19 protein-coding genes are annotated in these 20425 nt (G+C 61.5%); 7 read left to right on the top strand and 12 right to left on the bottom strand.

Going from position 1 to position 20425, the window contains the following annotated elements:
* Window positions 1–2: 2 nt before the first annotated feature.
* The 7 genes from U3648_RS04115 to U3648_RS04085 form a co-directional block, all read right to left on the bottom strand.
* Window positions 3–1310, bottom strand: a complete 1308-nt coding sequence (locus tag U3648_RS04115) for a M16 family metallopeptidase (RefSeq protein WP_420857971.1) — start codon at window positions 1308–1310, stop codon at window positions 3–5.
* Complete coding sequence (locus tag U3648_RS04110; protein ID WP_420857970.1) at window positions 1310–2641, bottom strand: M16 family metallopeptidase; 1332 nt, start codon at window positions 2639–2641, stop codon at window positions 1310–1312. Before U3648_RS04110 ends, U3648_RS04115 begins: the two co-directional genes overlap by 1 nt.
* Window positions 2642–2731: 90 nt before the next feature.
* Entirely contained in the window at window positions 2732–3244 is a 513-nt protein-coding gene (locus U3648_RS04105; protein ID WP_420857969.1) for a DUF3035 domain-containing protein, read from the bottom strand.
* 64 nt (window positions 3245–3308) lie between these two features.
* The gene (gene lspA / locus U3648_RS04100) at window positions 3309–3788 is read right to left on the bottom strand and encodes a signal peptidase II (RefSeq protein WP_420857968.1); all 480 of its coding nucleotides are present in this window, start codon (window positions 3786–3788) and stop codon (window positions 3309–3311) included.
* A gap of 19 nt (window positions 3789–3807) precedes the next feature.
* Window positions 3808–5397, bottom strand: coding sequence for a bifunctional phosphoribosylaminoimidazolecarboxamide formyltransferase/IMP cyclohydrolase (gene purH / locus U3648_RS04095; protein ID WP_420857967.1), 1590 nt, complete (start codon window positions 5395–5397; stop codon window positions 3808–3810).
* Between the two features lie 15 nt (window positions 5398–5412).
* Window positions 5413–7125: a heparinase II/III family protein gene (locus U3648_RS04090; protein WP_420857965.1), complete on the bottom strand. Its 1713-nt coding sequence runs from the start codon at window positions 7123–7125 to the stop codon at window positions 5413–5415.
* A 120-nt stretch (window positions 7126–7245) separates the two neighbouring features.
* A complete protein-coding gene (locus U3648_RS04085) occupies window positions 7246–8532 on the bottom strand; it encodes an RsmB/NOP family class I SAM-dependent RNA methyltransferase (protein WP_420857964.1) in 1287 nt (428 codons plus the stop codon).
* Window positions 8533–8600: 68 nt separating this feature from the next.
* On the opposite strand from U3648_RS04085, the gene U3648_RS04080 reads away from it, so the two are divergent.
* Window positions 8601–8777, top strand: coding sequence for a DUF1674 domain-containing protein (locus U3648_RS04080; protein ID WP_420857963.1), 177 nt, complete (start codon window positions 8601–8603; stop codon window positions 8775–8777).
* Here the strand turns inward: U3648_RS04080 and U3648_RS04075 are convergent.
* Window positions 8774–9127, bottom strand: a complete 354-nt coding sequence (locus U3648_RS04075; RefSeq protein ID WP_420857962.1) for a dihydrodipicolinate reductase — start codon at window positions 9125–9127, stop codon at window positions 8774–8776. The two genes, U3648_RS04080 and U3648_RS04075, sit on opposite strands and share 4 nt — an antisense overlap.
* Window positions 9128–9188: 61 nt before the next feature.
* Complete coding sequence (dapB, locus tag U3648_RS04070; RefSeq protein ID WP_420857961.1) at window positions 9189–10001, bottom strand: 4-hydroxy-tetrahydrodipicolinate reductase; 813 nt, start codon at window positions 9999–10001, stop codon at window positions 9189–9191.
* 93 nt (window positions 10002–10094) lie between these two features.
* Between dapB and rbfA the strand changes: the two genes are divergently transcribed.
* The 4 genes from rbfA (at window position 10095) to U3648_RS04050 (ending at window position 13768) form a co-directional block, all read left to right on the top strand.
* The gene (gene rbfA, locus U3648_RS04065; RefSeq protein ID WP_129681965.1) at window positions 10095–10490 is read left to right on the top strand and encodes a 30S ribosome-binding factor RbfA; all 396 of its coding nucleotides are present in this window, start codon (window positions 10095–10097) and stop codon (window positions 10488–10490) included.
* 64 nt (window positions 10491–10554) lie between these two features.
* Window positions 10555–11466 (top strand): tRNA pseudouridine(55) synthase TruB, encoded by a 912-nt coding sequence (gene truB, locus U3648_RS04060; protein WP_420857960.1) that lies wholly within the window; start codon window positions 10555–10557, stop codon window positions 11464–11466.
* A 146-nt stretch (window positions 11467–11612) separates the two neighbouring features.
* Window positions 11613–12668 carry a sugar phosphate isomerase/epimerase family protein gene (locus tag U3648_RS04055; RefSeq protein ID WP_420857958.1) on the top strand — a complete coding sequence of 352 codons (1056 nt, stop codon included), beginning with the start codon at window positions 11613–11615 and terminating at the stop codon, window positions 12666–12668.
* The gene (locus U3648_RS04050) at window positions 12665–13768 is read left to right on the top strand and encodes a Gfo/Idh/MocA family protein (RefSeq protein ID WP_420857957.1); all 1104 of its coding nucleotides are present in this window, start codon (window positions 12665–12667) and stop codon (window positions 13766–13768) included. Before U3648_RS04055 ends, U3648_RS04050 begins: the two co-directional genes overlap by 4 nt.
* On the opposite strand, the gene U3648_RS04045 is transcribed toward U3648_RS04050, so the two are convergent.
* The gene (locus U3648_RS04045; protein WP_420857956.1) at window positions 13765–14349 is read right to left on the bottom strand and encodes a PepSY domain-containing protein; all 585 of its coding nucleotides are present in this window, start codon (window positions 14347–14349) and stop codon (window positions 13765–13767) included. The genes U3648_RS04050 and U3648_RS04045 overlap by 4 nt on opposite strands.
* A gap of 11 nt (window positions 14350–14360) precedes the next feature.
* Window positions 14361–15446, bottom strand: coding sequence for a PqqD family peptide modification chaperone (locus U3648_RS04040; RefSeq protein WP_420857955.1), 1086 nt, complete (start codon window positions 15444–15446; stop codon window positions 14361–14363).
* A 218-nt stretch (window positions 15447–15664) separates the two neighbouring features.
* Here U3648_RS04040 and U3648_RS04035 point away from each other — a divergent pair, with 218 nt between their 5' ends.
* The gene (locus U3648_RS04035) at window positions 15665–15913 is read left to right on the top strand and encodes a hypothetical protein (RefSeq protein WP_420857954.1); all 249 of its coding nucleotides are present in this window, start codon (window positions 15665–15667) and stop codon (window positions 15911–15913) included.
* A gap of 873 nt (window positions 15914–16786) precedes the next feature.
* On the opposite strand, the gene U3648_RS04030 is transcribed toward U3648_RS04035, so the two are convergent.
* Window positions 16787–17392, bottom strand: coding sequence for a recombinase family protein (locus U3648_RS04030; RefSeq protein WP_420857953.1), 606 nt, complete (start codon window positions 17390–17392; stop codon window positions 16787–16789).
* A gap of 642 nt (window positions 17393–18034) precedes the next feature.
* Between U3648_RS04030 and U3648_RS04025 the strand changes: the two genes are divergently transcribed.
* Window positions 18035–20281 carry a hypothetical protein gene (locus U3648_RS04025; RefSeq protein ID WP_420857952.1) on the top strand — a complete coding sequence of 749 codons (2247 nt, stop codon included), beginning with the start codon at window positions 18035–18037 and terminating at the stop codon, window positions 20279–20281.
* Window positions 20282–20425: the final 144 nt, after the last annotated feature.

Here is a 20425-nt window from a genome sequence, read left to right as displayed (position 1 = left end):
GGCTATTGCGTGCTTTCAAGGCCCACAGGCTGCCCCACGATGGTGAAATGCAGCGCCTCGGGCCGCAGGTATTCGGCGGCAACCCGGTTCACGTCCTCAAGCGTCACCGCGTTGATGTAATCGTTGCGGTGGATGACGTAGTCGGTCGGCAGCCCCTGCACCTGCATCCCCACCATGATCGAGGCAATCGGCCCGTTGCCATCGAACCGCAGCGGATAGGCTCCGGTCAGATAGGTCTTGGCGGCATCGAGCTGGTCCTGGGTGATCCCGCCCTCGGCGATCCGCTGCCATTCCGCCTGCACCAGCGCGACGGTTTCGGCCATCCGGTCATTGGCCGACGCGACCGAGCCAAGCCACATTTCGGTGTGATCCTTAGGGACAAGGTAGGTGTAGATCCCATAGGTCAGCCCGCGTTTTTCGCGAACCTCCTCCATCAGGATCGACTGGGGACCATTGCCGCCCAGAATGGTGTTGAGGATGTAGGCGGCGAAGAAGTCCTCGTCGTCGCGTTCCATTCCGGAGTGGCCGAACAGGGCGACGGATTGCGGGGTGTCATAGGGCACGACGGTTATCCCGCCGGTCAGGCCAAAATCGACCCGGTCGGGCAACGGTGCGCCGCCTTCGGGCAGGTCGCCCAGCAGCGTGTCAATCAACGCGCCCAGTTCCTCGGCGGTGATGTCACCCACAGCGGATACCATCGCCCGGTCGCGGACGAGCACATTGCGGTGCGCATCGAACATGTCTTCGCGGGTCAGGACGGTGACGGTTTCGACCGTGCCGCTGTCGGCGGTGCCATAGGGGTGATCGCCAAAGGCCGCACTGTAGAAGGCCCGACCTGCAATCCGGTTGGGGTTCTTTTCGTCCGACGCGATGCCGGACAGAACCTGCGCCCGGACCCGGTCCAGCGCGTCCTGATCGAACCGCGGATCGATCAGCGCCTGCCGGAGAAGCGCGACCGCCTGATCCCGGTTTTCGGTCAGGAACCGGGCCGACACGGTCAGCCCGTCATCGTAGACGTCGAATTCGTAGCTGGCGGCAAGCGCCTCGCGCGCGGATTGGAAGGCGCGGGCATCCATGTCGCCCGATCCTTCCTCGATCAGGCCGGTCATCAGGTTGGTTGCCCCGCGTTTGCCCGGCAGGTCCAGCGCGCTGCCGCCTTCGAAATGAATCTCGATGGCAACGAAGGGGATCGAATGTTCCTCGACCAGCCAGGCGTCGATCCCACCGGGAGAGGTGATTTCCTGTATCTCAACCTCGGCCCGCGCAGAGGTGGCAAAGGCGAGCGCGAAGGCGATTGCAAACCGGATCATCAGAGGGCCTCCTCTTGGCTAGGCACGATCCAGCCGGTGACGGACTGCTGCCGTTGCAGGACTTTTTCTGCCACGGCCTTCACGTCCTCGGCGGTGACCTGTTGCAGGATTTGGGGCCAGGCCTGAACGTCTTCGATGGTCAGCCCCTGTGTCAGCGCCGCGCCATAGCGGTTGGCGATCCCTTCGACATCGTCGCGGGCGTAGATTTCAGAGGCCCGGAACTGGGTCCGGAGCCGTTCCATTTGATCGGCGTCGATGGGGTTGGCCAGAAAATCGGCGATCACCTGATCCATCGCGGCTTCGGCCTCGGACAGGGTGACGCCTTGGGCGGGCACGACCGTCAGCCCGAAGGTCGTGTCGTCTAGGTTCATCGCGTCATAGCCCGCGCCGGAATAGACCGCCGTCTGGCTGTCGAATTGCAGGGCGATCCCTAGGGCGGAGGTAAAGGGCGAGCCGCCCAGAAGCTCTGCAAGATAGACCAGCGCGGCGGCCTCTTTCTGTGCGCCAGAATCCCGTTCAGGGGCGATATAGCTTCGGGTCAGGTAGGGTTGCGACACTCGCGGATCGACGTAGGTCAACCGCCGTTCCGCCGTTTGCGGCGGTTCTTCGGGCCGGAATCGTTCGGGCAGGTGTTCTTCGGGCGGGATGACGCCATAGTAAGTTTCGGCTAGGGCCAGAACCTCTTCGGGCTCTACATCCCCGGCGACCACGAGGATCGCGTTGTTGGGCGAATAGTAGAGATCATAGAAGGACAGCGCGTCCTGCATGTCGAGACTTTCCATCTCGTGCCGCCAGCCGATGATGGGAACCCCGTAGCGATGGTTGAGGTATTGTGCCGCCCGGAGTTGTTCACGCGCCAGCGCACCGGCGTTGTTGTCGGTGCGTTGGTTGCGCTCTTCAAGGATCACGTTGCGTTCGGTGACGATGTCCTCTTCGGTCAGCCGAAGGTTGTTCATGCGGTCCGATTCCATCCGCATCATCAGTTCGAGCCGGTCTGCCGCGACCCGCTGATAATATGCGGTGTAGTCATAGCTGGTGAAGGCGTTGTCGCTGCCCCCGTTAGCGGCGACGACTTCGGACAGTTCGCCCGATTCCATCGTATCGGTTGCCTTAAACAACAGGTGTTCAAGGAAATGCGCCACGCCCGACGATCCGGGCGGTTCATCGGCTGATCCGCTGCGATACCAGACCATGTGCACAACCACCGGGGCACGGTGGTCTTCGATCACGACCACATCCATTCCGTTGTCGAGCGTGTAGGTCGTCACCTCTTCGGCGGATGCAGCAAAGGGCGTTGCGGAAATGCACAGCGCGGCGATCAGTCGGCGCATGGGTGATCCTTTTGTGGCGGTTGTTCCGTCACGATCAACCTACGGTGCGTTTCGGGGGTATCAAGCCCTGTTCCCGGTGTTGTGAGCGGATCAGTTTGCCGGCGGGGCCGACGGCACCTGCACACCAAGGTTCCGGAACCGGATGAATTCGGCATAGGCGTCCAAGGCCATTCCGGCATAGGCGGCGAAATAGCGGTCCACCCGCCCCATTCCGAAGGCCGACAGCCGTCCCCGGCGGCGGCGGAACGCTTCGTCCTCGGCCGCGAGCGTGTCGCGGATTGCAGGGTCTGTGCCATAGCGGTTGACCGCGCCGATCAGCCCGGCATCGGCGGCGGGAATGCCGCCAGCCCGACCGGCGTTCTGGTTGCCGCCCAAGGCTGCGATCCCGTCGCCCAGCGGGTTGGGATCTGTCCGGTTGGCACCGCCCGGTGTCGGTTGCGGCAGCGTAGCGAGTGTTTCGGGCATTTCGAGCGGACGGGAGGGCAGAATCGAAAATTCATCCGGACCACCACCGGGGTTGTCCAGTTGCCGCAGGCCACGGTCGCCGCCGCCACAGGCCGCGAGCGTCAGTAGTGCCAGAACTGCCAGTATCGTTCCGCGCATTGGTTCCCCTTCCGGTCGTTCCGCCAATCTTTAACCGCTGTTTTGCCGGTCGTCACGGGGGTTGTTACCCTTTAGCGGGTTTCGCCTTGTCCGACCCGCCGCCAAAGACCACAAGCCCCAGCGCCCCGACGAAGATCGCGATATCCGCGATGTTGAAGGCATAGGGGTTTTCGATGCCGCAGCAGGACATGTTAAGAAAGTCCGCAACCGCGCCGTAAAGCACCCGGTCAATCACATTGCCCAGCGCCCCGCCAACCAGCAGGCCTGCCGACAGATCCATCCACCGGCTGCCGCCTTCCTTGCGGACCCACCACAGGACGAACCCGCTGACGACAAAAGCGATGCCGATCAGGGCCCAGCGCATGTCCAGCCCGGAAAACAGGCCGAAGTTGACCCCCCGGTTCCACGCCATGCGGAATTCCAGATAGCCGGGCCAGACCACGATCCGTTGTAGGGTGAACAGGTCCATCCCATGCACCACGACATATTTGGAAAGCTGGTCCGCTAGGAAGACCCAGAAGCTGGTCCAGAGTGTCAGACGCATGGGCGGTCCTTTCGTCAGGTCAGTGCCGGAAGTGGCGCATGCCGGTGAACACCATGGCAAGCCCGGCCTCATCGGCGGCGGCGATCACCTCGTCGTCACGCATCGACCCGCCCGGCTGGATCACGCAGGTCGCCCCGGCAGCGGCGGCCTCCATCAGCCCGTCAGGGAAAGGGAAGAACGCGTCGGACGCCACGGCGGAGCCGATGGTCAGCGGTTGCGGAAGGCCCAGCGCCTCGGCCATGCGTTCCGCCTTTTTCGCGGCGATCAGGGCGCTGTCGACCCGGCTCATCTGGCCCGCGCCGACACCGACGGTGGCCCCGTCCTTCACATAGACGATGGCGTTGGACTTGACGTGTTTGGCGACTTTCCAGGCGAACAGAAGATCGGTCATTTGCTCGGGCGTCGGAGCCTTTTTCGTGACGACCTTCAGATCGTCCAGCGCGATGTGGCCATTGTCCTTGTCCTGCACCAGCATCCCGCCCGCGACCTGCCGGTAGGTCAGCCCACCGGATTTCGGATCGGGCAGGCCATCGGTCGTCAGAAGGCGCAGATTCTTTTTCGCGGCAAAAATCTCGCGGGCCTCATCCGAGGCACCGGGGGCGATCACGACCTCGGTGAAGATGCCGGTGATTTCGCGGGCGGTGTCGGCATCCAGCGGCTGGTTCAGGGCGACGATGCCGCCGAACGCGCTCGTCCGGTCACAGTCGAAGGCCGCCTTATAGGCGTCCAGAAGGGTCGCGCCGGTGGCGACACCACAGGGGTTGGCGTGCTTGATGATCGCGCAGGCGGCCCCATCGGCGGGGTTGAATTCGGCGACCAGTTCAAAGGCGGCGTCGGTGTCGTTGATGTTGTTGTAGGACAGTTCCTTGCCCTGATGCTGGGTCGCGGTGGCCACGCCCTGACGCCCGCTGCCATCGGTGTAGAAGGCCGCCGACTGGTGCGGGTTTTCGCCATAGCGCAACCCCTGCGCCAGCGTCCCGGCAAAGGCGCGACGGCGCGGCGTGGCCTGACCGATCGCGCCCGCCATCCAGCTGGACACCGCGGCATCATAGGCGGCGGTGCGGGCATAGGCGGTTTGGGCCAGCGTCTGACGGAAGGCATAGGTGGTCTGCCCGTCGTTCGCCGCAAGTTCCGCCAAAAGCGCGTCGTAGTCCTCGACATCCACCACGACGTTGACGAAGGCATGGTTCTTGGCCGCGGCGCGGATCATCGCGGGGCCGCCGATGTCGATGTTTTCGATGCAGTCATCATATGCGGCGCCCATGGCGACGGTCGCTTCGAACGGGTAGAGGTTCACCACCAGCAGGTCGATGCCGCCGATGTCATGGGTTTTCATCGCGGCGCGGTGGTCGGCATTGTCGCGCAGCGCCAATAGCCCGCCATGCACCTTGGGGTGCAGCGTTTTGACCCGCCCATCCATCATTTCCGGAAAGCCCGTCACATCGGCCACGTCCCGCACGGGCAGGCCAGCGTCGCGCAGCGCCTTGGCAGAGCCGCCGGTGGACAGAAGTTCGACACCGCGGTCGGCAAGCGCCCGGGCCAGGTCGATCAACCCGGTCTTGTCGGAAACGGAAAGCAGTGCGCGGCGGATGGGCTGCAGGTCGGTCATCGGGTCCCCCGGAAATCAGTCTTGATCCTTGTCCGCGATGCCATCCTCGACAAAGTCGCGTAGTGCGGTCGGCGTTTCCTGCGCCTTGGCCAGCGACCAGCGGACGCGCGTCGCATAGGACATTGCGCGCCCGGTTAAAACCACTTGTTGTGTCGCACGCGGCTTCAATCGCCCGTTTTCAAGGTAAACTGAGGGCTCAAGGCGCATTTCGGAAACTCCGTCATGCCGGAAGACCCAGATCTCGCCGCTTTTGAGGGTCAGGCTGATTGCTGCCCCGCCCAGATCCACGTTCGCATCGACCTCGGGGTGCAGGTGAAACCGGACGGAATAGGGGATGCCGTCCAGCCCTTCCCGGTCCATCGCCCGGTCGAACCGGGCCTTGTCCCCATCGCTGAGCGTGGTGATCAGATCCTCGCCTACCAGCCCGCGCCCGTCCCATGTCAGGTCCAGCGTGCGGGCATGTGTCAGCCCGTGGGTCTTGCGATAGCCGTCGTGCCCCATTTCCAGCCGCATTCCGTCGTCAAGGTCCGACTGTTCAATCGGCACGTCCTGAGGCAGATCGACCAAAAGCTCTTGCCGCAGACCGTTCAACCGGCTGGGCACCCCAAGCCGGGACGAGGAATAGCCGTCCAGACCCAAGGTCGAATGGCTGGCCGTGGCCCGCCCGGCCCGGCGCCATTCGGGCCCGAAGGCGCGGCCCGATCCGCAGTTGACGATGACCGACCGGCGGCCGGAAGTCAGCTCGAACGCAAGGGTCGAGGCGTGGGCGTCATAGGAGGCCTCGCCCGAAGGTGGCGGCGCGGCGTCCACGATGACGCTGGTCCGGCCCGCCTGCATCCGAGCGAACCCCATGCGCCGGCCGGGCCCGGCGGTGTCGCTGATCCCGGATTCGGACAGGGCCTGATCCAGCCGGCCTTCGATCCCGCGCCCGCCACCGTGGAACCGGGCAAGCCCGCCATCGGAATGGCGCAGGAACCGCAGTGTCGGCGCGATCCGGGCCAAGGCGGCTTCCAGTTCCTCGGGGACGGCGTGTTCGGATTCGTCCAATGCCTGCCGCGCCCATGTGAACAGGGTAAAGACCTCCAGCAACTCTTCCGGGTTGCGGGTGGGAATGCCGCCTTCGGCATCGACCTGCGCCTTGCAATCGCGGGCCAGCGCCCGCACCGCCGGGGCGACATGGTCGCCCATCCCTTCCAGCGACAGCCCCGCATAGATCATGCCAGTCAGCGCCTCGACCCGGGGCAGTCCGGGCCGGGCAGCGGTCCAGCGCCGGGACAGAAACAAGGCCTGCCGCGCAAGCGACCGGTAGTAGATATCCGAGGCGGCCTTGTCCCGGCCCCGCAACAGAAAGAACCCGTGGTTGATCCAGCGGATCAGACGCCGCCCGGTTAGTTCCGGGGTCCAGCCCGGGCCGCTGCCGTTGCCGAAGCGGTCGATCCAGTCATGAACCCAGGCCTGGGCCTTGCCGCGTGCCTTGGCGTCGCCGACGGCGGCCAGATCATCCAGCCAGGTGCAACCCTGCAGTTCCTCGACGATATGGGGTTCGTCCTGCCCGATGTCCCAGATGGAGCTGTCGGGCGCTTCGAACAAATGACCTGAGAAAAGGAAATTCCCGGCGGTCAGCTGCCGACCACGGGCATAGCGCCCGATGGATCGTGGCTCAGGCTGGGAAACGAATCCGGTGGGAACACGGGCGCGCGCGGCAAGACGTGCATGCAGACGATGCATGAAACGCTTTCGGCGGAAAGCCCATGTCTGATCCTTGGCCACTGGGGTGCCCTGCCTGTGTTGCGCGTAAAGGTCGCGTCTTGTTTTCGTGCGGCAGCATAGGGCCAATCCTGGGCCAAGTCACGCGGGCTTTCGCAGAAGCGCCATATAGAACCCGTCCATGCCACCCAGTTCGGGCCAGTAGTCGGGGCGCAGACGCAGCCCGCCTTCTTCGGTGATCCATGCCGGATCGACCCCAAGCGCGCCGGTGTCGATACCCTCGACCGTCAGGCCGGGATGCCTCGATAGCGCCTCTTCTACCTGCACCTCGCCTTCATCCGGCAGAAGCGAGCAGGTGCAGAACATCAGCCGCCCGCCCGGTTTCAACAGGGACAGCGCGTGGTCGATCAGCGCCTCTTGCTGGTCGATCAGGGCGCCGAATTCGGACCCGTCTTTGGCCCGGGGCAGGTCCGGGTGGCGGCGGATGGTGCCAGTGGCGGAACAGGGCGCGTCCAAGAGGATTGCGTCCCAGCCCGCTTCGTCAAAGTCAAAGGCGTCGGCCACGACCGTGCGGGCATTAAGGCCGGTGCGTGCAAGGTTCTGCCCGACTCGCGTCATCCGCCCGTCCGACACATCAACAGCGGTCACATCCGCGCCCGCTGCCGCCAGTTGCATGGTCTTGCCGCCCGGCGCGGCGCAAAGGTCGAGCACCTTTTCACCCGGTGTTGCATTCAGAATACGGGCCGGAAGTGCGGCAGCAGCGTCCTGCACCCACCAGTGGCCCGCGTCATAGCCGGGAAGCTGCGACACCTGCCCGGCGTCGGCCAGTCGGACAGAACCGGTCGGCAGGACGGCTCCGCCCAGTTGCGCGGCAAGGGTTTCGGCGTCGCCCTTCGGGGTCAGGTCCAAGGCTGCCCCTTTGTAATGCGCCTCTTCCATCGCGGCGACGGCGGGTTTGCCCCAGGCAGCGATCATCGGGTCGCGCAGCCAATCGGGCAGGCGCGGGGTGGGCAGCCTGTCCCATGCGCCGGGCCGTTCCTCGGCCACCTTGCGCAGGACCGCGTTGACCAGCCCCTTCATGCCCCGGTGCTTCGGGTCGCGGCCGATGATTTCGACACAGGCATTGACGACCCCATGCGGCGCCTCGCCAAAGGCCCAGATTTCCACGGTGCCCATGCGCAGCGCGTTGCGCACCGGCAGCGGCGGGCGTTTGGCCATGAAGGGTTTCAGCATCCGGTCGGCCCGGTCCAGCGCCCGCAGCGTCTCCATCGCGATCCGCTGGGCACGGGCGCGGTCCTGCGGGTCCAGCCGCGCCAACGCTCCGGCCCCGATCAATTCCGGCAAAAGGCGGCCCTCGCCGGTTACCGCTTCGATCAGTTGATAGGCCGCATAGCGCGGCGCAAGGCCGGATTTGTCGGGCTTGGTCATCGGGGTCCTCTTGAGATATTGCCCAAGGCCCGTATATCACCAAAGGCAATCCCACAAGGAAACGCGCCATGTCCGACCCGAAGAAAGACCTGCCCGCCGCCGCCGTTCGCGCCCTGCAAGAGGCCGAAGAGCGCCGCAAGGCCGCCAAGGCGCAGGATCTACCCACTGAACTGGGTGGCCGCGACGGACCGGAACCGGTGCGGTTTGGCGATTGGGAAAAGAAAGGGATCGCCGTCGATTTCTAGCGCAGGCGGAAGGTCGCGCTGTCCCCTGCCCCCTGATCGACGGTAAAGCGCATCTCGGACCCGTCGCGCACCTCGACCAATTGGCAATTGTAGTCGATGGGCATCCCGGACCAGTCCATCTCGCGGCAGAAGAAGCCGTCTTTCCAGTCCCATGTTCCGGTCACCTCCCAGCGAACGGCGGTGCCTGCAATTGTCCCGTCCGGGTCCACGTTCAGGGTAATGCCTAGGACGCCAAGCCGAAGGTCACGATCCTGCACATAGGACAAGAAGGTCTCCCGGTCGGTGATCGGGACGAATCCATCGGCCAAAGCAGTTGTCGGGAGAAGGAGGGCGAAGAGAAGCGCGCGCATGACAGGGTTCCGTTGTTTCGGAAATCCTGCCTGATACGCGCATAAGGCCCCGCCGGATCACTCAGGACAGGCCAAGCACGTCCATCATGTCGTATTCGCCCGGCTTTTTCCCCTGCCCCCAGAGCGCGGCCTTGAGCGCGCCGCGCGCGAAGATCGCCCGGTCGGTGGCCACGTGACGCAGCACGATCCGTTCGCCCGGCGCAGCGAAGAGGACGTCATGTTCGCCCACGATGTCGCCGCCCCGGATGGCGGTGAACCCGATGTCGCCCCGCTTGCGCGCGCCGGTGATCCCGTCCCGGCCGCTGTCCTTCACATCGTCCAGCGACACACCGCGCCCTTCGGCGGCGGCCTCGCCCAGCATCAGCGCGGTGCCCGAGGGGGCATCGACCTTCTTGTTGTGGTGCGCCTCGATCACTTCGATGTCGAAATCCTCGTCCAGCGCGGCGGCAACCTTTTTCGTCAATTGCACCAAAAGGTTCACACCCAGCGACATGTTCCCGGCGCGGACGATCGTCGCGTGGCGGGCGGCGGCGGAAACCGCGGCAAGGTCTTCCTTGGACAAGCCGGTGGTGCCGATCACATGAACGGCGCGGGCCTGCGCGGCCAGACCGGCAAATTCGACGGTGGCGGCGGGGGCGGTGAAATCAATGATCGCCTGTGCCTTGGCGAAGGTATCCAGCGGGTCGTCGGACACGGTCACGCCGACGGGCTGCCCGCCCATCGCCTCGCCCACGTCGCGGCCGATCCAGGCGTGGCCTTCGCGTTCGAGAACGCCAACCAGTTTGCAAGCGTCCGAGGCCAGAACGGTCTGGATCAGCATCTGCCCCATCCGGCCAGATCCGCCGGTGATCACGATTCCGGGTATGTCGATCATGCGTTGCCCCTTGGCCTTGCGACTGCGTTGGTTCTTGCCTGCACATCAAAGCGCCGCTTGGCAAGGGGGCGGATGCCCCTTATGTGCAGGCCCATGGCAAAGAACCGTTCCTTTCAGGGCGCCGGCCCGTCGAACCGGCAACTTCGCGTGGGCGAATTGATCCGCCGGGCGCTGTCCGACCTGTTGATGCGGGGCGAGGTCCATGACCCCGACCTGCAACGCATGTCCATCACCGTGGGTGAGGTCCGGGTCACCCCCGACCTGCGTCAGGCCCGCGTCTTTGTTCTGCCGCTGGGCGGCAAGGGCAAGGACGAGGCGATGGAGGCCCTGAACCGCAACAAGGGCGAGATCCGCCGTCTTGTCACCCGCGAAATCAAGATGAAGCATTCGCCGGACCTGGCGTTCTTCCCGGATGAAACCTTTGACCAGATGGACGAGACCCGCCGCCTGCTGTCCGAGGACCGGGTGCGCAAGGATCTTGAGGACTAGGTCCGGTTGACCGCCCCGCCTGCGCCCTTTAGCAGGCCCCTTCCAGAATTGATGCGAGGCACAGATGGGCAAGCGCAAGGGACGTGACATTTCCGGGTGGCTGGTCGTGGACAAGCCGGCGGGGATCACATCGACCGCCGTTGTGAACAAGGTCCGCTGGGCCTTTGGCGCCCAGAAGGCCGGGCATGCCGGGACGCTGGACCCAGAGGCGACCGGGGTTCTGGCCGTTGCGCTGGGCGAGGCGACAAAGACCGTGCCTTATATCACCGACAGTCTGAAGGCATATGAATTCACGGTTCGTCTTGGCGCGGCCACGAATACCGACGACGCCGAGGGCGAGGTGATCGCCACCTCGGACGCCCGCCCCACGGATGACGAGATCAAGGCCGCGCTGTCGGGGTTCATTGGCGACATCATGCAGGTTCCGCCGAAGTTTTCAGCGGTGAAGATCGACGGGGAGCGCGCCTATAAACGTGCCCGCGATGACGAGGACTTTGAAATTGCCGCCCGGCCACTTTGGGTCGAAGAACTTCTGTTGGTCGACCGGCCGGATGCAGATCATGTCGTTCTGGAAATGACCTGTGGCAAGGGCGGCTATGTCCGGTCCATTGCCCGCGATCTGGGGGCGGCGCTGGGCTGCTACGGCCATGTCCTGAAGCTGCGCCGGATCTGGTCCGGCCCGTTCGAGGCGAAGGACGGGATCGACATGGACACAGTCGAAAAGCTGGCGAAAGACCCGGCGCTGGATGCTTACCTGCGTCCTCTGGAAGAAGGGCTTGCCGATCTGCCCGAGGTCCACTGCCCGCCCGAGAGCCTTGGGAGGCTGTTGAACGGCAATCCGGCGATGGTGATCGCCCATGATGTCGACTATGGCGAGGAATGCTGGGCCAGCCATGACGGGCAGGCGGTCGCGGTCGGTGTCTTCAAGGCCGGCGAACTGCATCCCGCCCGCGTTTTCAACACCGCGAAATCCTGAATCCCTCACCCGGCGCCTTCGCAAGTGCGGCGAATTTTTGCCATTGTAGCGCTAACTATAACGATTTAGGAAGGTGAAAACACCGTTTGACGGGGTTCCATCGTCAGCGGAGTTGTGATCTTTGCCAGATAATTGGAGACCCGACCATGCCCACGCAGATCAAAGGCCCCGCGCTGTTCCTTGCCCAGTTTGCCGGGGATGCAGCCCCGTTTGACAGTCTTGAGAACATCACCAAATGGGCCGCTGGCCTTGGTTATAAGGGCGTCCAGATCCCGACCTTCGACGGACGCCTGTTCGATCTGGACAAGGCCGCCGAAAGCGACACCTATTGCGACGAGGTGAAGGGTGTCTGTGCCGACGCGGGCGTTGCGATTACCGAGCTGTCCACCCATCTGCAGGGGCAGCTGGTGGCGGTGAACCCGGCCTATGACCGCGCCTTTGACGCATTCGCCCCGGCGGCGGTGCATGGCAACCCGAAGGCCCGGCAGGAGTGGGCCACGGAGCAGATGAAAAAGGCCGCGATTGCGAGCCGCAAGCTGGGGCTGGATCACACGGTCAGCTTCTCGGGGTCGCTCGCTTTCCCCTATCTCTACCCCTGGCCGCAGCGCCCGGCTGGCCTGATCGACGAGGCATTCGATGAACTGGCGCGCCGCTGGCTGCCGATTTTCGATTATTACGCGGATCACGGGGTGGACATCGGGTTTGAACTGCACCCGGGCGAGGACCTGTTCGACGGCGCAACCTGGGAGATGTTCCTTGGCCGGGTCAAAGAACACGAGGCGGCGCGGATCAACTATGATCCCTCGCACTTCCTGCTTCAGCAGCTCGATTATCTGGCCTTCATCGACCTCTACCACGACCGGATCAACGCCTTCCACGTCAAGGACGCCGAATTCAATCCCGACGGGCGGCAGGGCGTTTATTCCGGCTATCAGGGCTGGACCAGCCGGGCCGGGCGATTCCGTAGCCTGGGTGACGGGCAGGTCGATTTTTCAGGTATCTTTTCCAAACTCACCCAATATGGATACGACAGCTGGGCGGTCCTGGAATGGGAATGCTGCATCAAATCGCCGGAACAGGGCGCGGCGGAAGGTGCCCCCTTCATTGAAAGCCACCTTATCGAGGTAACAGAAAAGGCGTTCGACGATTTCGCAGGGGCGGAACGCGACGACAAAGCCATCAAGGAGATGTTGGGACTATGACACGGATCAGGCTGGGAATGGTCGGCGGCGGCCAAGGCGGGTTCATCGGGGGCGTGCATCGCATTGCCGCCCGTATCGATGGCCGGTTCGATCTGGTCGCGGGCGCCTTGTCGTCAAACCCGGAACGGGCCGCGGCCAGCGCCGCCGATCTGGGGATCGCGGCGGACCGGTCCTATGCCTCTTACGAGGATATGGCCGTGACCGAGGCGGCCCGCGAGGACGGCATTCAGGCGGTGGCCATCGTCACCCCGAACCATATGCACGCCGGGCCAGCGATTGCTTTCCTAAAGGCCGGTATCCACGTGATCTGCGACAAGCCGCTGGCCGCGACGCAGGAACAGGCCGCCGAGATCGAGGCCGCCGTCGCGGCGGCTGACGCCAAGTTCATCCTAACCCACAACTACACCGGCTATCCACTGATGCGGCAGGCCCGCGCGATGATTGCCCGGGGTGATCTGGGCAAGATCCGGATCGTTCAGGCGGAATACGCGCAGGATTGGCTGGCCGAGGACACTCACAACAAACAGGCCGATTGGCGCACCGACCCCAAGCAATCGGGCGCCGGTGCGATTGGCGATATCGGCACCCACGCCTTCAACCTTCTGTCCTTTGTCACCGGATTGAAGACCGAGGCACTGTCGGCCGAATTGCACAGCATGGTCGACGGCCGGCTTGTCGATGACAACGCGCATATCCTTCTGCGGATGGAACAGGGCGCCCGGGCCATGGTCTGGGCCAGCCAGGTTGCGATCGGTCATGAAAACGGCTTGCGACTGCGGGTCTATGGCGACAAGGGCGGGATCGAATGGGGGCAGGAAAACCCCAACGTGATGACCTATGCCCGCTTTGGCGAGCCCAAGCAGATTCTGACCCGTGGCGGCGCCGGAACCGGAGCCGATTGGACCCGCGTGCCGCCCGGCCACCCGGAAGGATATCTTGAAGGGTTTGCCACGATCTACGACGACGCTGCGGACCTGATCGAGGGCAAGGCCGACGGGGCGCTGCTGCCCGGAATCGGTGAAGGTCTGGACGGAATGTGGTTCATCCGCGCCTGTCAGGAGTCTTCGGCCAAGGATGGCGCCTGGATTCCCCGCGCCTAATTCCCCAAGCCCAGCGCGCGCCTGAATTTTCGGGCGCGCGGCAACCACCAAAGCACGATCCCGGTCATTCCGAACATCACCATCGACAGGGCGGTGATGTCGGCCAGCCAGCGGCCAAGCGTGCCGCCAAGCCAGCCGCGCGTGTGCAATTCCTTGAAGATCCGCGACCAATACCGCTCATTGTCGACAAGGGTGCCATCCGGCGCGTAGGTGCGGCGGGAATAGTCCGTCTTGACGTAGTAGTGGCCGCTTTCGCGCACCACGATCACCAGCCCCGAAGGCCGGTCGAACTGATAAGCGACGAAATCATGGTAGGTGACAGCCTCGGGCGCGGGAAGCGGCTCGTCCGGCCAATATTGCGCCGCGATCGCAGCTGCCGCGACGCTATCGACCTGATGCGCACCCTCCCATGTCAGCAGCTGTTCTTCGCTGTAGTCCGGCCCCTGAAACCAACCCAGAACCATGCGCGAATGGTTCAGGTAGAACCCGGTCGCCCCGATGATGATGATCCATGGCACGATGATCACGCCAAGCCAGCCGTGGATGGTCCGCAGATACTTGAGAACATGGGCCTTGGTCATGGCGGGCTCCGTCAGTCGGGATGGGTGTCAGCGGGCCGGATCAGGCCCAGATGGTGAAGCTGGTCAAAGGCGGCGCCAGCATCGGCCCGCAATTGCGCGATATTAACGTCCGAATAGATCTCGGACAGGATGTCGGTTGCCTCGGCGCGGGTGGTGGGCACGGACAAGAGCCGCCAGTACAGACCCAGGCCCGGATTGAGCCGGTGGATCGCCCCGCCGTCCGGTGTGGCGACGAATGTCTCGGCTCCGCTGATCACCTCTTCGCAGCCCTCGACCCGCTGGGCGGCCGCCTGTTCGTCGAGCGGCCCGGCGATAGGGGCGGGGGCGTCGAGGGGCGACGGTCGACCATTCAGCGCCTCGCCTACGGTGGCAGTTGGCAAGGATGCGAGTTCATCGCTGGCGGAGAGCATCGCCGCGGCCTGTTCAACGTCGGAATAGACAAGTCGATAGCAGGGCAACTGTTCCGCCAGGGCGGCAAGCGCCTTTAGAATTGCCCCGCCATTCAGGTGCCTGGCGAAGTTCTGCAGGATCAGCGAGGAAATCGCATCAGCGTCGGCAAGCGGCTCCAGCCGGGACACCTGTGGCGTTTCCTGTCGGTCAAGAAGGACGATCGCCCCAATCGGCGCCGCCGTGCCGTGCGCCGGAATCGGACAATCGGTCAGGTATTTGTATTGGCGGTTCTGCGGGCCGTTGTCCGCGTCGACATAACCCCGAAACTTGTCCGACACTCCCGCGGGCAGGGGCACGCGCAACCTAGGCGCTATGCCATTGGCAAGCCCTGACAGGGCGCCGGTGTCTTCGTCCCTGAAAATCGGAAGGAAATCATCGGTGAACATTCGGTGCCCAAGCTGCGCAAGTGCGACCGCGAGGGTCGACTTGCCTGCCCGCCGGGCGTTGGGCATGACAACAAGCCGCCCGCCGAATTCGACCGCCGCGGCGTGAAGGCAAAGAAGGTCGGACCGGGAGCGCAACTGTTCCCAGGATATTTCAACGATCAGGTCGCAGACGGCGTTGACCGGGTCGAGGATCTGTTCTGGATCGGCGGCATGCGGCGCGCGGATGATCCATTCGTTGGGACCCGACGGTGCAACATTCACAAAGGGGTTTTGGGTCGCCGCGTCGCATGGCGCATACGGCCAGCCATGCATGACACTTTGGACCAGGTCCAAAACGTCGGGTCCTTCAAGGCACATCCCCGAGTCAAGGTCGGCAAAACGCAGAATGTGACCGCTGGGGACCATGTTGGGCCTTCTTGCTTGGCTCCGGGCGGCAAAGGAAACGCCGCCCGGAAACTCGCACCGCGACTTACGGCAGGATGCAGACGTTGTTCACGGCATCCCAAGTCCCGCCCGCGGTGGTGCAGTCGGCTTCGGTCGTAGCACCGGTGCCGGTCGAGCTGCTGGAGCTGCTCGGGCCACTTGCGGCGCTCGGCGCGCTTGCGGCGCTCGGCGTGCTCGGGGCGCTGGGCGCGCTCGGTGCGCTCGGCGCGCTGGGGGCGCTCGGCGCGCTTGCACCGCTGGAGGCATGGGCCATCGACATCGTGGTAAAGGCCGGGATGGTGTAGGCGGCAGCGGCGACAGTGCCGATGCGGGCAAGGGCAGCGCGGCGAGACAGGCGCTTTTCTTCGGTGTTGCTCATGGTTTCTTCCTTTCTGGTTCTCTTAGTCTTGTTCCGGATATTTGGCCCGGTGGACTGGGCCCGGTTGACTGATCGCAGGATTGTTCAAAAAGTTTCCCTCGAAAATAAACCCGGGGTCTAGGTCGGCATTTTCCTTTTCATAAACCTCAGGCATATGGGCAGAAGGCCTTGTTTTTAAGGGGTTGGCACCAATTCTGCGCGGCCTTCCATTTCATGAAAATCTGACACAATCGTGACCCGGATGGGGCGATTATGTCTTCGGTTTATCATGAGAGGCGGCCATCCGCTGGCTCGCATGGCCTCTACCGGAGGTTGCCGAGCCATTATTGCCCTCCCGATTCCCGGTTGGCGACCGACCGGACCATGCCGAAATGCAACAAGGGCGGATCAATCCGATCCGCCCTCGTTTGCGTCCAACCATGTCAGGATGTCTGCGGGCAAAACTTCTATACATTATCGAAAGTTTTGGTGCCCAGGAGAGGTGTGTTGCAGCTCCAGTTGAGTCTACAAGATATTGAAAAATATACTTTATCTCAAGATGATATTTTCTCGTGATACCTTTTGTGTCACCTTTCTTTGGGTCTTATGACCCTAGTTCTCGGTGTCGATGGTGCATCGTCGCCAAGACTGTGTAGGGTGCATCCCGAAAACAAGACTCTTTGTCTGTTGGATTTTGGGGGTTTCGATGCTTCCAACTGAACTTCGGTGCAAGTGACTTCGGGATGCCTCGAGGAGCGGCCACGCCATCCATGAGATCAATGCAACTTTAGAAGCACGATCCCATGAAGGTTCTGGCCATCTACCGCTTGCTCATGGAGTGAAAACCTTGCTGACCCCGTCGAAGTGTAGGCTCGGCTCTTTGGGAAGCCGCAATCCTATATACGGACCTTTCCGATAGCCCGAGGCGCAATGCAGCTTCTCGCTTGCTGACCCCCAACTCAAGCAGCTCGTGCACCTCTGACGCCTTCGCTCTGGCTGTGGGTTTCCTTCCCTTGTATCGGCCTTCGGCTTTCGCCTTGGCGATGCCCTCTCTCTGACGTTCCAACATTATCTCTCGTTCGAACTGTGCCACGGAGCCCAGAACGTTCAGCATTAGCTTCCCCGTGGCGTTGGAGGTGTCCAGGCCAAGGTCCAAGACCCTGAGACCAACTCCTTTGCCTTCCAACTCGTCCACTATCTCTCCGAGATTCCTCACGGAGCGAGCCAAGCGGTCGAGCTTCGTGACCACAACAATGTCGCCGTCGCGAGAGAACTCTAGAGCGCCTCTCAGGGCCTTTCTGAAGGCAACTGAGCTCGTCTGCTCCTGATAGACTTTCTCACATCCGACGGCCCTAAGTGACGCTATCTGCGCTTCCAGACCCGCTTTCTGTTCCAGAGTTGAGGTCCGTGCATATCCAATGAGCATGTTGGTGTCCTCCTGTCTGCCATTGAAGTTTAAGACTCAGGGACAGGCTGTCTGCCAAAAGGCCAAACCCATCCATCTGGCAGCAATTCCTCCACGACTCAGAGACTGACACATGACCGTGGTCTAGTGTCATGTCTTCGAGCACGGGCTGGAAGGAGACGCACACAAGTTTGCAGCCGACAAACCTATCGCACTACTAAACGGAGCCAACATGCTTCATCTCCTTGAAAAGCAAGGAACTAGGTCCAGAATCGATTTGAAGGAAGCGCTTAGTCAGTTAGGGCGTCGGTAGCGGCAGTAGGTGAGGCATCCCCTGACGTCGGACCAAGGCCTAATGGCAGTCCGTATCGAAGGCGACAGTGTTGAAAATCTCTTTGCCATTCGGAAGGGAGTGGGGGGTCCTGAGCAGTCAGTTCAAAAAAGTCGGTAAAGGGTTATTGTTGTTATTAGCCTGCCGGTTGTCGCGAGCCTCAGGGCGGATTCCGGAACTTCGCGGCAACGCAGCCCGAAGCATTGACCAAACCGAAAGCGGACTTTGCCGGCTGCAAAATGCCAGCTACCCTAGGATTGCAGGCAAAGCACCAATGTGTTTTCGTTGGTCTAGACGCATTCAAGAACAGCACCCATTTCTCGGAGTTACTCATGGAAACCGTCGATCCCAGGATTATCGAAATAGCCCTATCCAGAGTAGGTGGAACCGACTTCGAGAATTTCTCACAAGGTTTTTTTGCAGCAACTTTGGGTGCCGACTATGTACCGATGGGAGGCTTTCATGACGGTGGCGCTGATGGCGCATTAGATGACCGTGTGTATGAAGCAGCAGGCACCCAGAAGTTCATGCAAGCATCCATCACAGGTGAACCCAAGCCAAAAATCCGGCAAACAGTCAGACGGCTCCGGGAGTTTGGACGAGAACCGCGCAGCCTGATGTACGCAACCAGCCGAAAACTGACCTTGATCGATCAGTTGCAGGAAGAACTGAGCGACGAGCTAGACTGCAGGATCGTCATTCGCGACGCGCACTACTTCCAGCACCAGATCAATGCCACGCCTGGTGCATTGCAGTCATACAAGGCGTATGTCGCAAGTGCCGCTTCCTATCTGGGCGGGATAGGCGCCGCGGACACTTTGCAACTATCTCAAGGGTTACCAGCAAAAACACTTTGTGTGTTTCTCGGCCAGGAATTAGATCGTCGTCGTGGCAAAAGCGATCTCCTTGAGGCAGTTTCCGATAGCCTCATTTTGTGGTCCCTGGAAGGGACTGATCCATCCAAAGACAAGTTCCTAACCATCGAGGAAATCGAAGCAAAGGTTATCAGCGCGCTCCCAACAGCAAAAACATTCATAAAGGGAGTGCTACAACATCGGTTGGATCAGTTGGTGTCGAAAGGTGACGGCGGCCGAAAAGTCAACTTCCACAAGAAGAGTAGGGGCTACTGCCTACCGTACGAGACGCGCAAAAAAATCGCCGAAGAGAATGTGGCCGATGAAGCACTGAAGCTCGAGGTAAGTGAGGTCTTTCGTAATCGGGCGTCGACGGATGTATCGACCGCGAACGATAATTCTGCCTTGATCGAATTGGCGGTCGATACTTGCCATGACGTGATCCACCGTTCGTTCCATGCTCAAGGCCTTGAGATGGCTATGTTCTTAGAGAGCGAAAACGGAAGCGATACCAATCTCCCGTCCATCAATGACACATTGGATCAGGCCATCTCCGACCGAGGGATGTCGGGAACTGACGCTGGATTGTTGGCGCGGTTGTGTTTGTCAATCCTGCGGGGAACGTACTACAAGAGTTCAAAGGTCGAGCGCCGTTACCTTAGGAAACTTTCGCGAACATATGTACTACTATTTATGCTCAAGAATGAGCCGCGAGTGGTCGAGTATTTCCGAAGCATGAGCGCCAACTTCAACTTGTATGTTGGGGCCGATCTAGTGGTCAGGTCTCTTTCTGAGCACATGTTGCCGAAGAACGATCAAATGACCAAGAATGCGTTGCGACTGCTCAAAGCGGCAGGATCAAAGCTTATCTTGACCGACAAGACTCTGGACGAAGTCTGGCATCATTTTCGAACCACCCACCTTGAGTTTGTGAACAACTACCAAGATGTCCAAAATTATATGACTTTTGAGTTGGCAAAGCAAATTGATCGTATTCTGATCCCCGCCTATTTCTATGCTAAGCTTGAAAGGTCAGCCTTGAAAAAAGGCCCGCTCACCTGGGGCAACTATCTAGGTCAATTCATCTCTTTGAGCGACATTGCGAGAGACGCAGGCAGAGATGAGTTACGCGAATACCTTGTGAACGAATTTGGGTTCAGTTTTGAGACTGAAGACCAAATGCTCGAAGGGATAGTTGACGAGGACCTCGTCACTTTGACGCAAAGGATTATGGAGAGCCGCAACAAAGTTGATCGAGAAAGTGCCAGTGAAGAAATTCTCTGCCGGAACGCGGCACTGACCATTCTTCGGGTCTATCAAGCCAGAAAATCACAAGGTGAACGAAGCGGCGGGAATCCATACGGCTTCAAAACCTGGTGGCTCACTCAGCAAACACGTGTTCATAGCGCAACCAGTCAACTAGTCGCAAAGAACGGAACGAGGTACATGATGCGTCCCGAATTCGTTCTTCACTTCCTTGCAAGTGTCCCCTCTGCCAAAGCGGTTCAAGATAGTTTTGAGAGCATTTTCCCGACAATCCTCGGTGTAAAACTTGGCAACCGTATGGATGAAACCGCGTTCAAAAAGATCATTTCGAAGGCCCGGGAAGTGCATGACAACATTGACGAATCACGCGCCAAGGTTCTTCTTGCCAAAGCATCCACACAGCTACAGTCGGACTTCATCAAGAGATATGAAGACTCATCATTCTTCCAGAAGGTTTGATATGATTGTAGTGGATAAAACTGCCTGGATCAGCTAGTACGCCGTCTGCTTTCTCGGATGCGAATGCAGCATTCAGTGAATGTGGTCAAAGGCGGCTTTGGGCTGTCCCTGTCGGCGGTATCTGGGCCAATCCCCAATGATGTC

It is taken from the genome of Marivivens marinus, assembly GCF_035969385.1.
GTDB lineage: Bacteria > Pseudomonadota > Alphaproteobacteria > Rhodobacterales > Rhodobacteraceae > SELP01.
The sequence above is the reverse complement of the archived record's forward strand: the minus strand, read 5'-3'. Positions and strand labels throughout refer to the sequence as shown.

Excerpts from the sequence above, each read along its gene's own strand:
- U3648_RS04115 (WP_420857971.1), bottom strand. The coding sequence starts at position 1,310 with ATGATCCGGTTTGCAATCGCCTTCGCGCTCGCCTTTGCCACCTCTGCG.
- U3648_RS04110 (WP_420857970.1), bottom strand. The coding sequence starts at position 2,641 with ATGCGCCGACTGATCGCCGCGCTGTGCATTTCCGCAACGCCCTTTGCT.
- U3648_RS04105 (WP_420857969.1), bottom strand. The coding sequence starts at position 3,244 with ATGCGCGGAACGATACTGGCAGTTCTGGCACTACTGACGCTCGCGGCC.
- lspA (WP_420857968.1), bottom strand. The coding sequence starts at position 3,788 with ATGCGTCTGACACTCTGGACCAGCTTCTGGGTCTTCCTAGCGGACCAG.
- purH (WP_420857967.1), bottom strand. The coding sequence starts at position 5,397 with ATGACCGACCTGCAGCCCATCCGCCGCGCACTGCTTTCCGTTTCCGAC.
- U3648_RS04090 (WP_420857965.1), bottom strand. The coding sequence starts at position 7,125 with ATGCATCGTCTGCATGCACGTCTTGCCGCGCGCGCCCGTGTTCCCACC.
- U3648_RS04085 (WP_420857964.1), bottom strand. The coding sequence starts at position 8,532 with ATGACCAAGCCCGACAAATCCGGCCTTGCGCCGCGCTATGCGGCCTAT.
- U3648_RS04080 (WP_420857963.1), top strand. The coding sequence starts at position 8,601 with ATGTCCGACCCGAAGAAAGACCTGCCCGCCGCCGCCGTTCGCGCCCTG.
- U3648_RS04075 (WP_420857962.1), bottom strand. The coding sequence starts at position 9,127 with ATGCGCGCGCTTCTCTTCGCCCTCCTTCTCCCGACAACTGCTTTGGCC.
- dapB (WP_420857961.1), bottom strand. The coding sequence starts at position 10,001 with ATGATCGACATACCCGGAATCGTGATCACCGGCGGATCTGGCCGGATG.
- rbfA (WP_129681965.1), top strand. The coding sequence starts at position 10,095 with ATGGCAAAGAACCGTTCCTTTCAGGGCGCCGGCCCGTCGAACCGGCAA.
- truB (WP_420857960.1), top strand. The coding sequence starts at position 10,555 with ATGGGCAAGCGCAAGGGACGTGACATTTCCGGGTGGCTGGTCGTGGAC.
- U3648_RS04055 (WP_420857958.1), top strand. The coding sequence starts at position 11,613 with ATGCCCACGCAGATCAAAGGCCCCGCGCTGTTCCTTGCCCAGTTTGCC.
- U3648_RS04050 (WP_420857957.1), top strand. The coding sequence starts at position 12,665 with ATGACACGGATCAGGCTGGGAATGGTCGGCGGCGGCCAAGGCGGGTTC.
- U3648_RS04045 (WP_420857956.1), bottom strand. The coding sequence starts at position 14,349 with ATGACCAAGGCCCATGTTCTCAAGTATCTGCGGACCATCCACGGCTGG.
- U3648_RS04035 (WP_420857954.1), top strand. The coding sequence starts at position 15,665 with ATGCAGACGTTGTTCACGGCATCCCAAGTCCCGCCCGCGGTGGTGCAG.
- U3648_RS04030 (WP_420857953.1), bottom strand. The coding sequence starts at position 17,392 with ATGCTCATTGGATATGCACGGACCTCAACTCTGGAACAGAAAGCGGGT.
- U3648_RS04025 (WP_420857952.1), top strand. The coding sequence starts at position 18,035 with ATGGAAACCGTCGATCCCAGGATTATCGAAATAGCCCTATCCAGAGTA.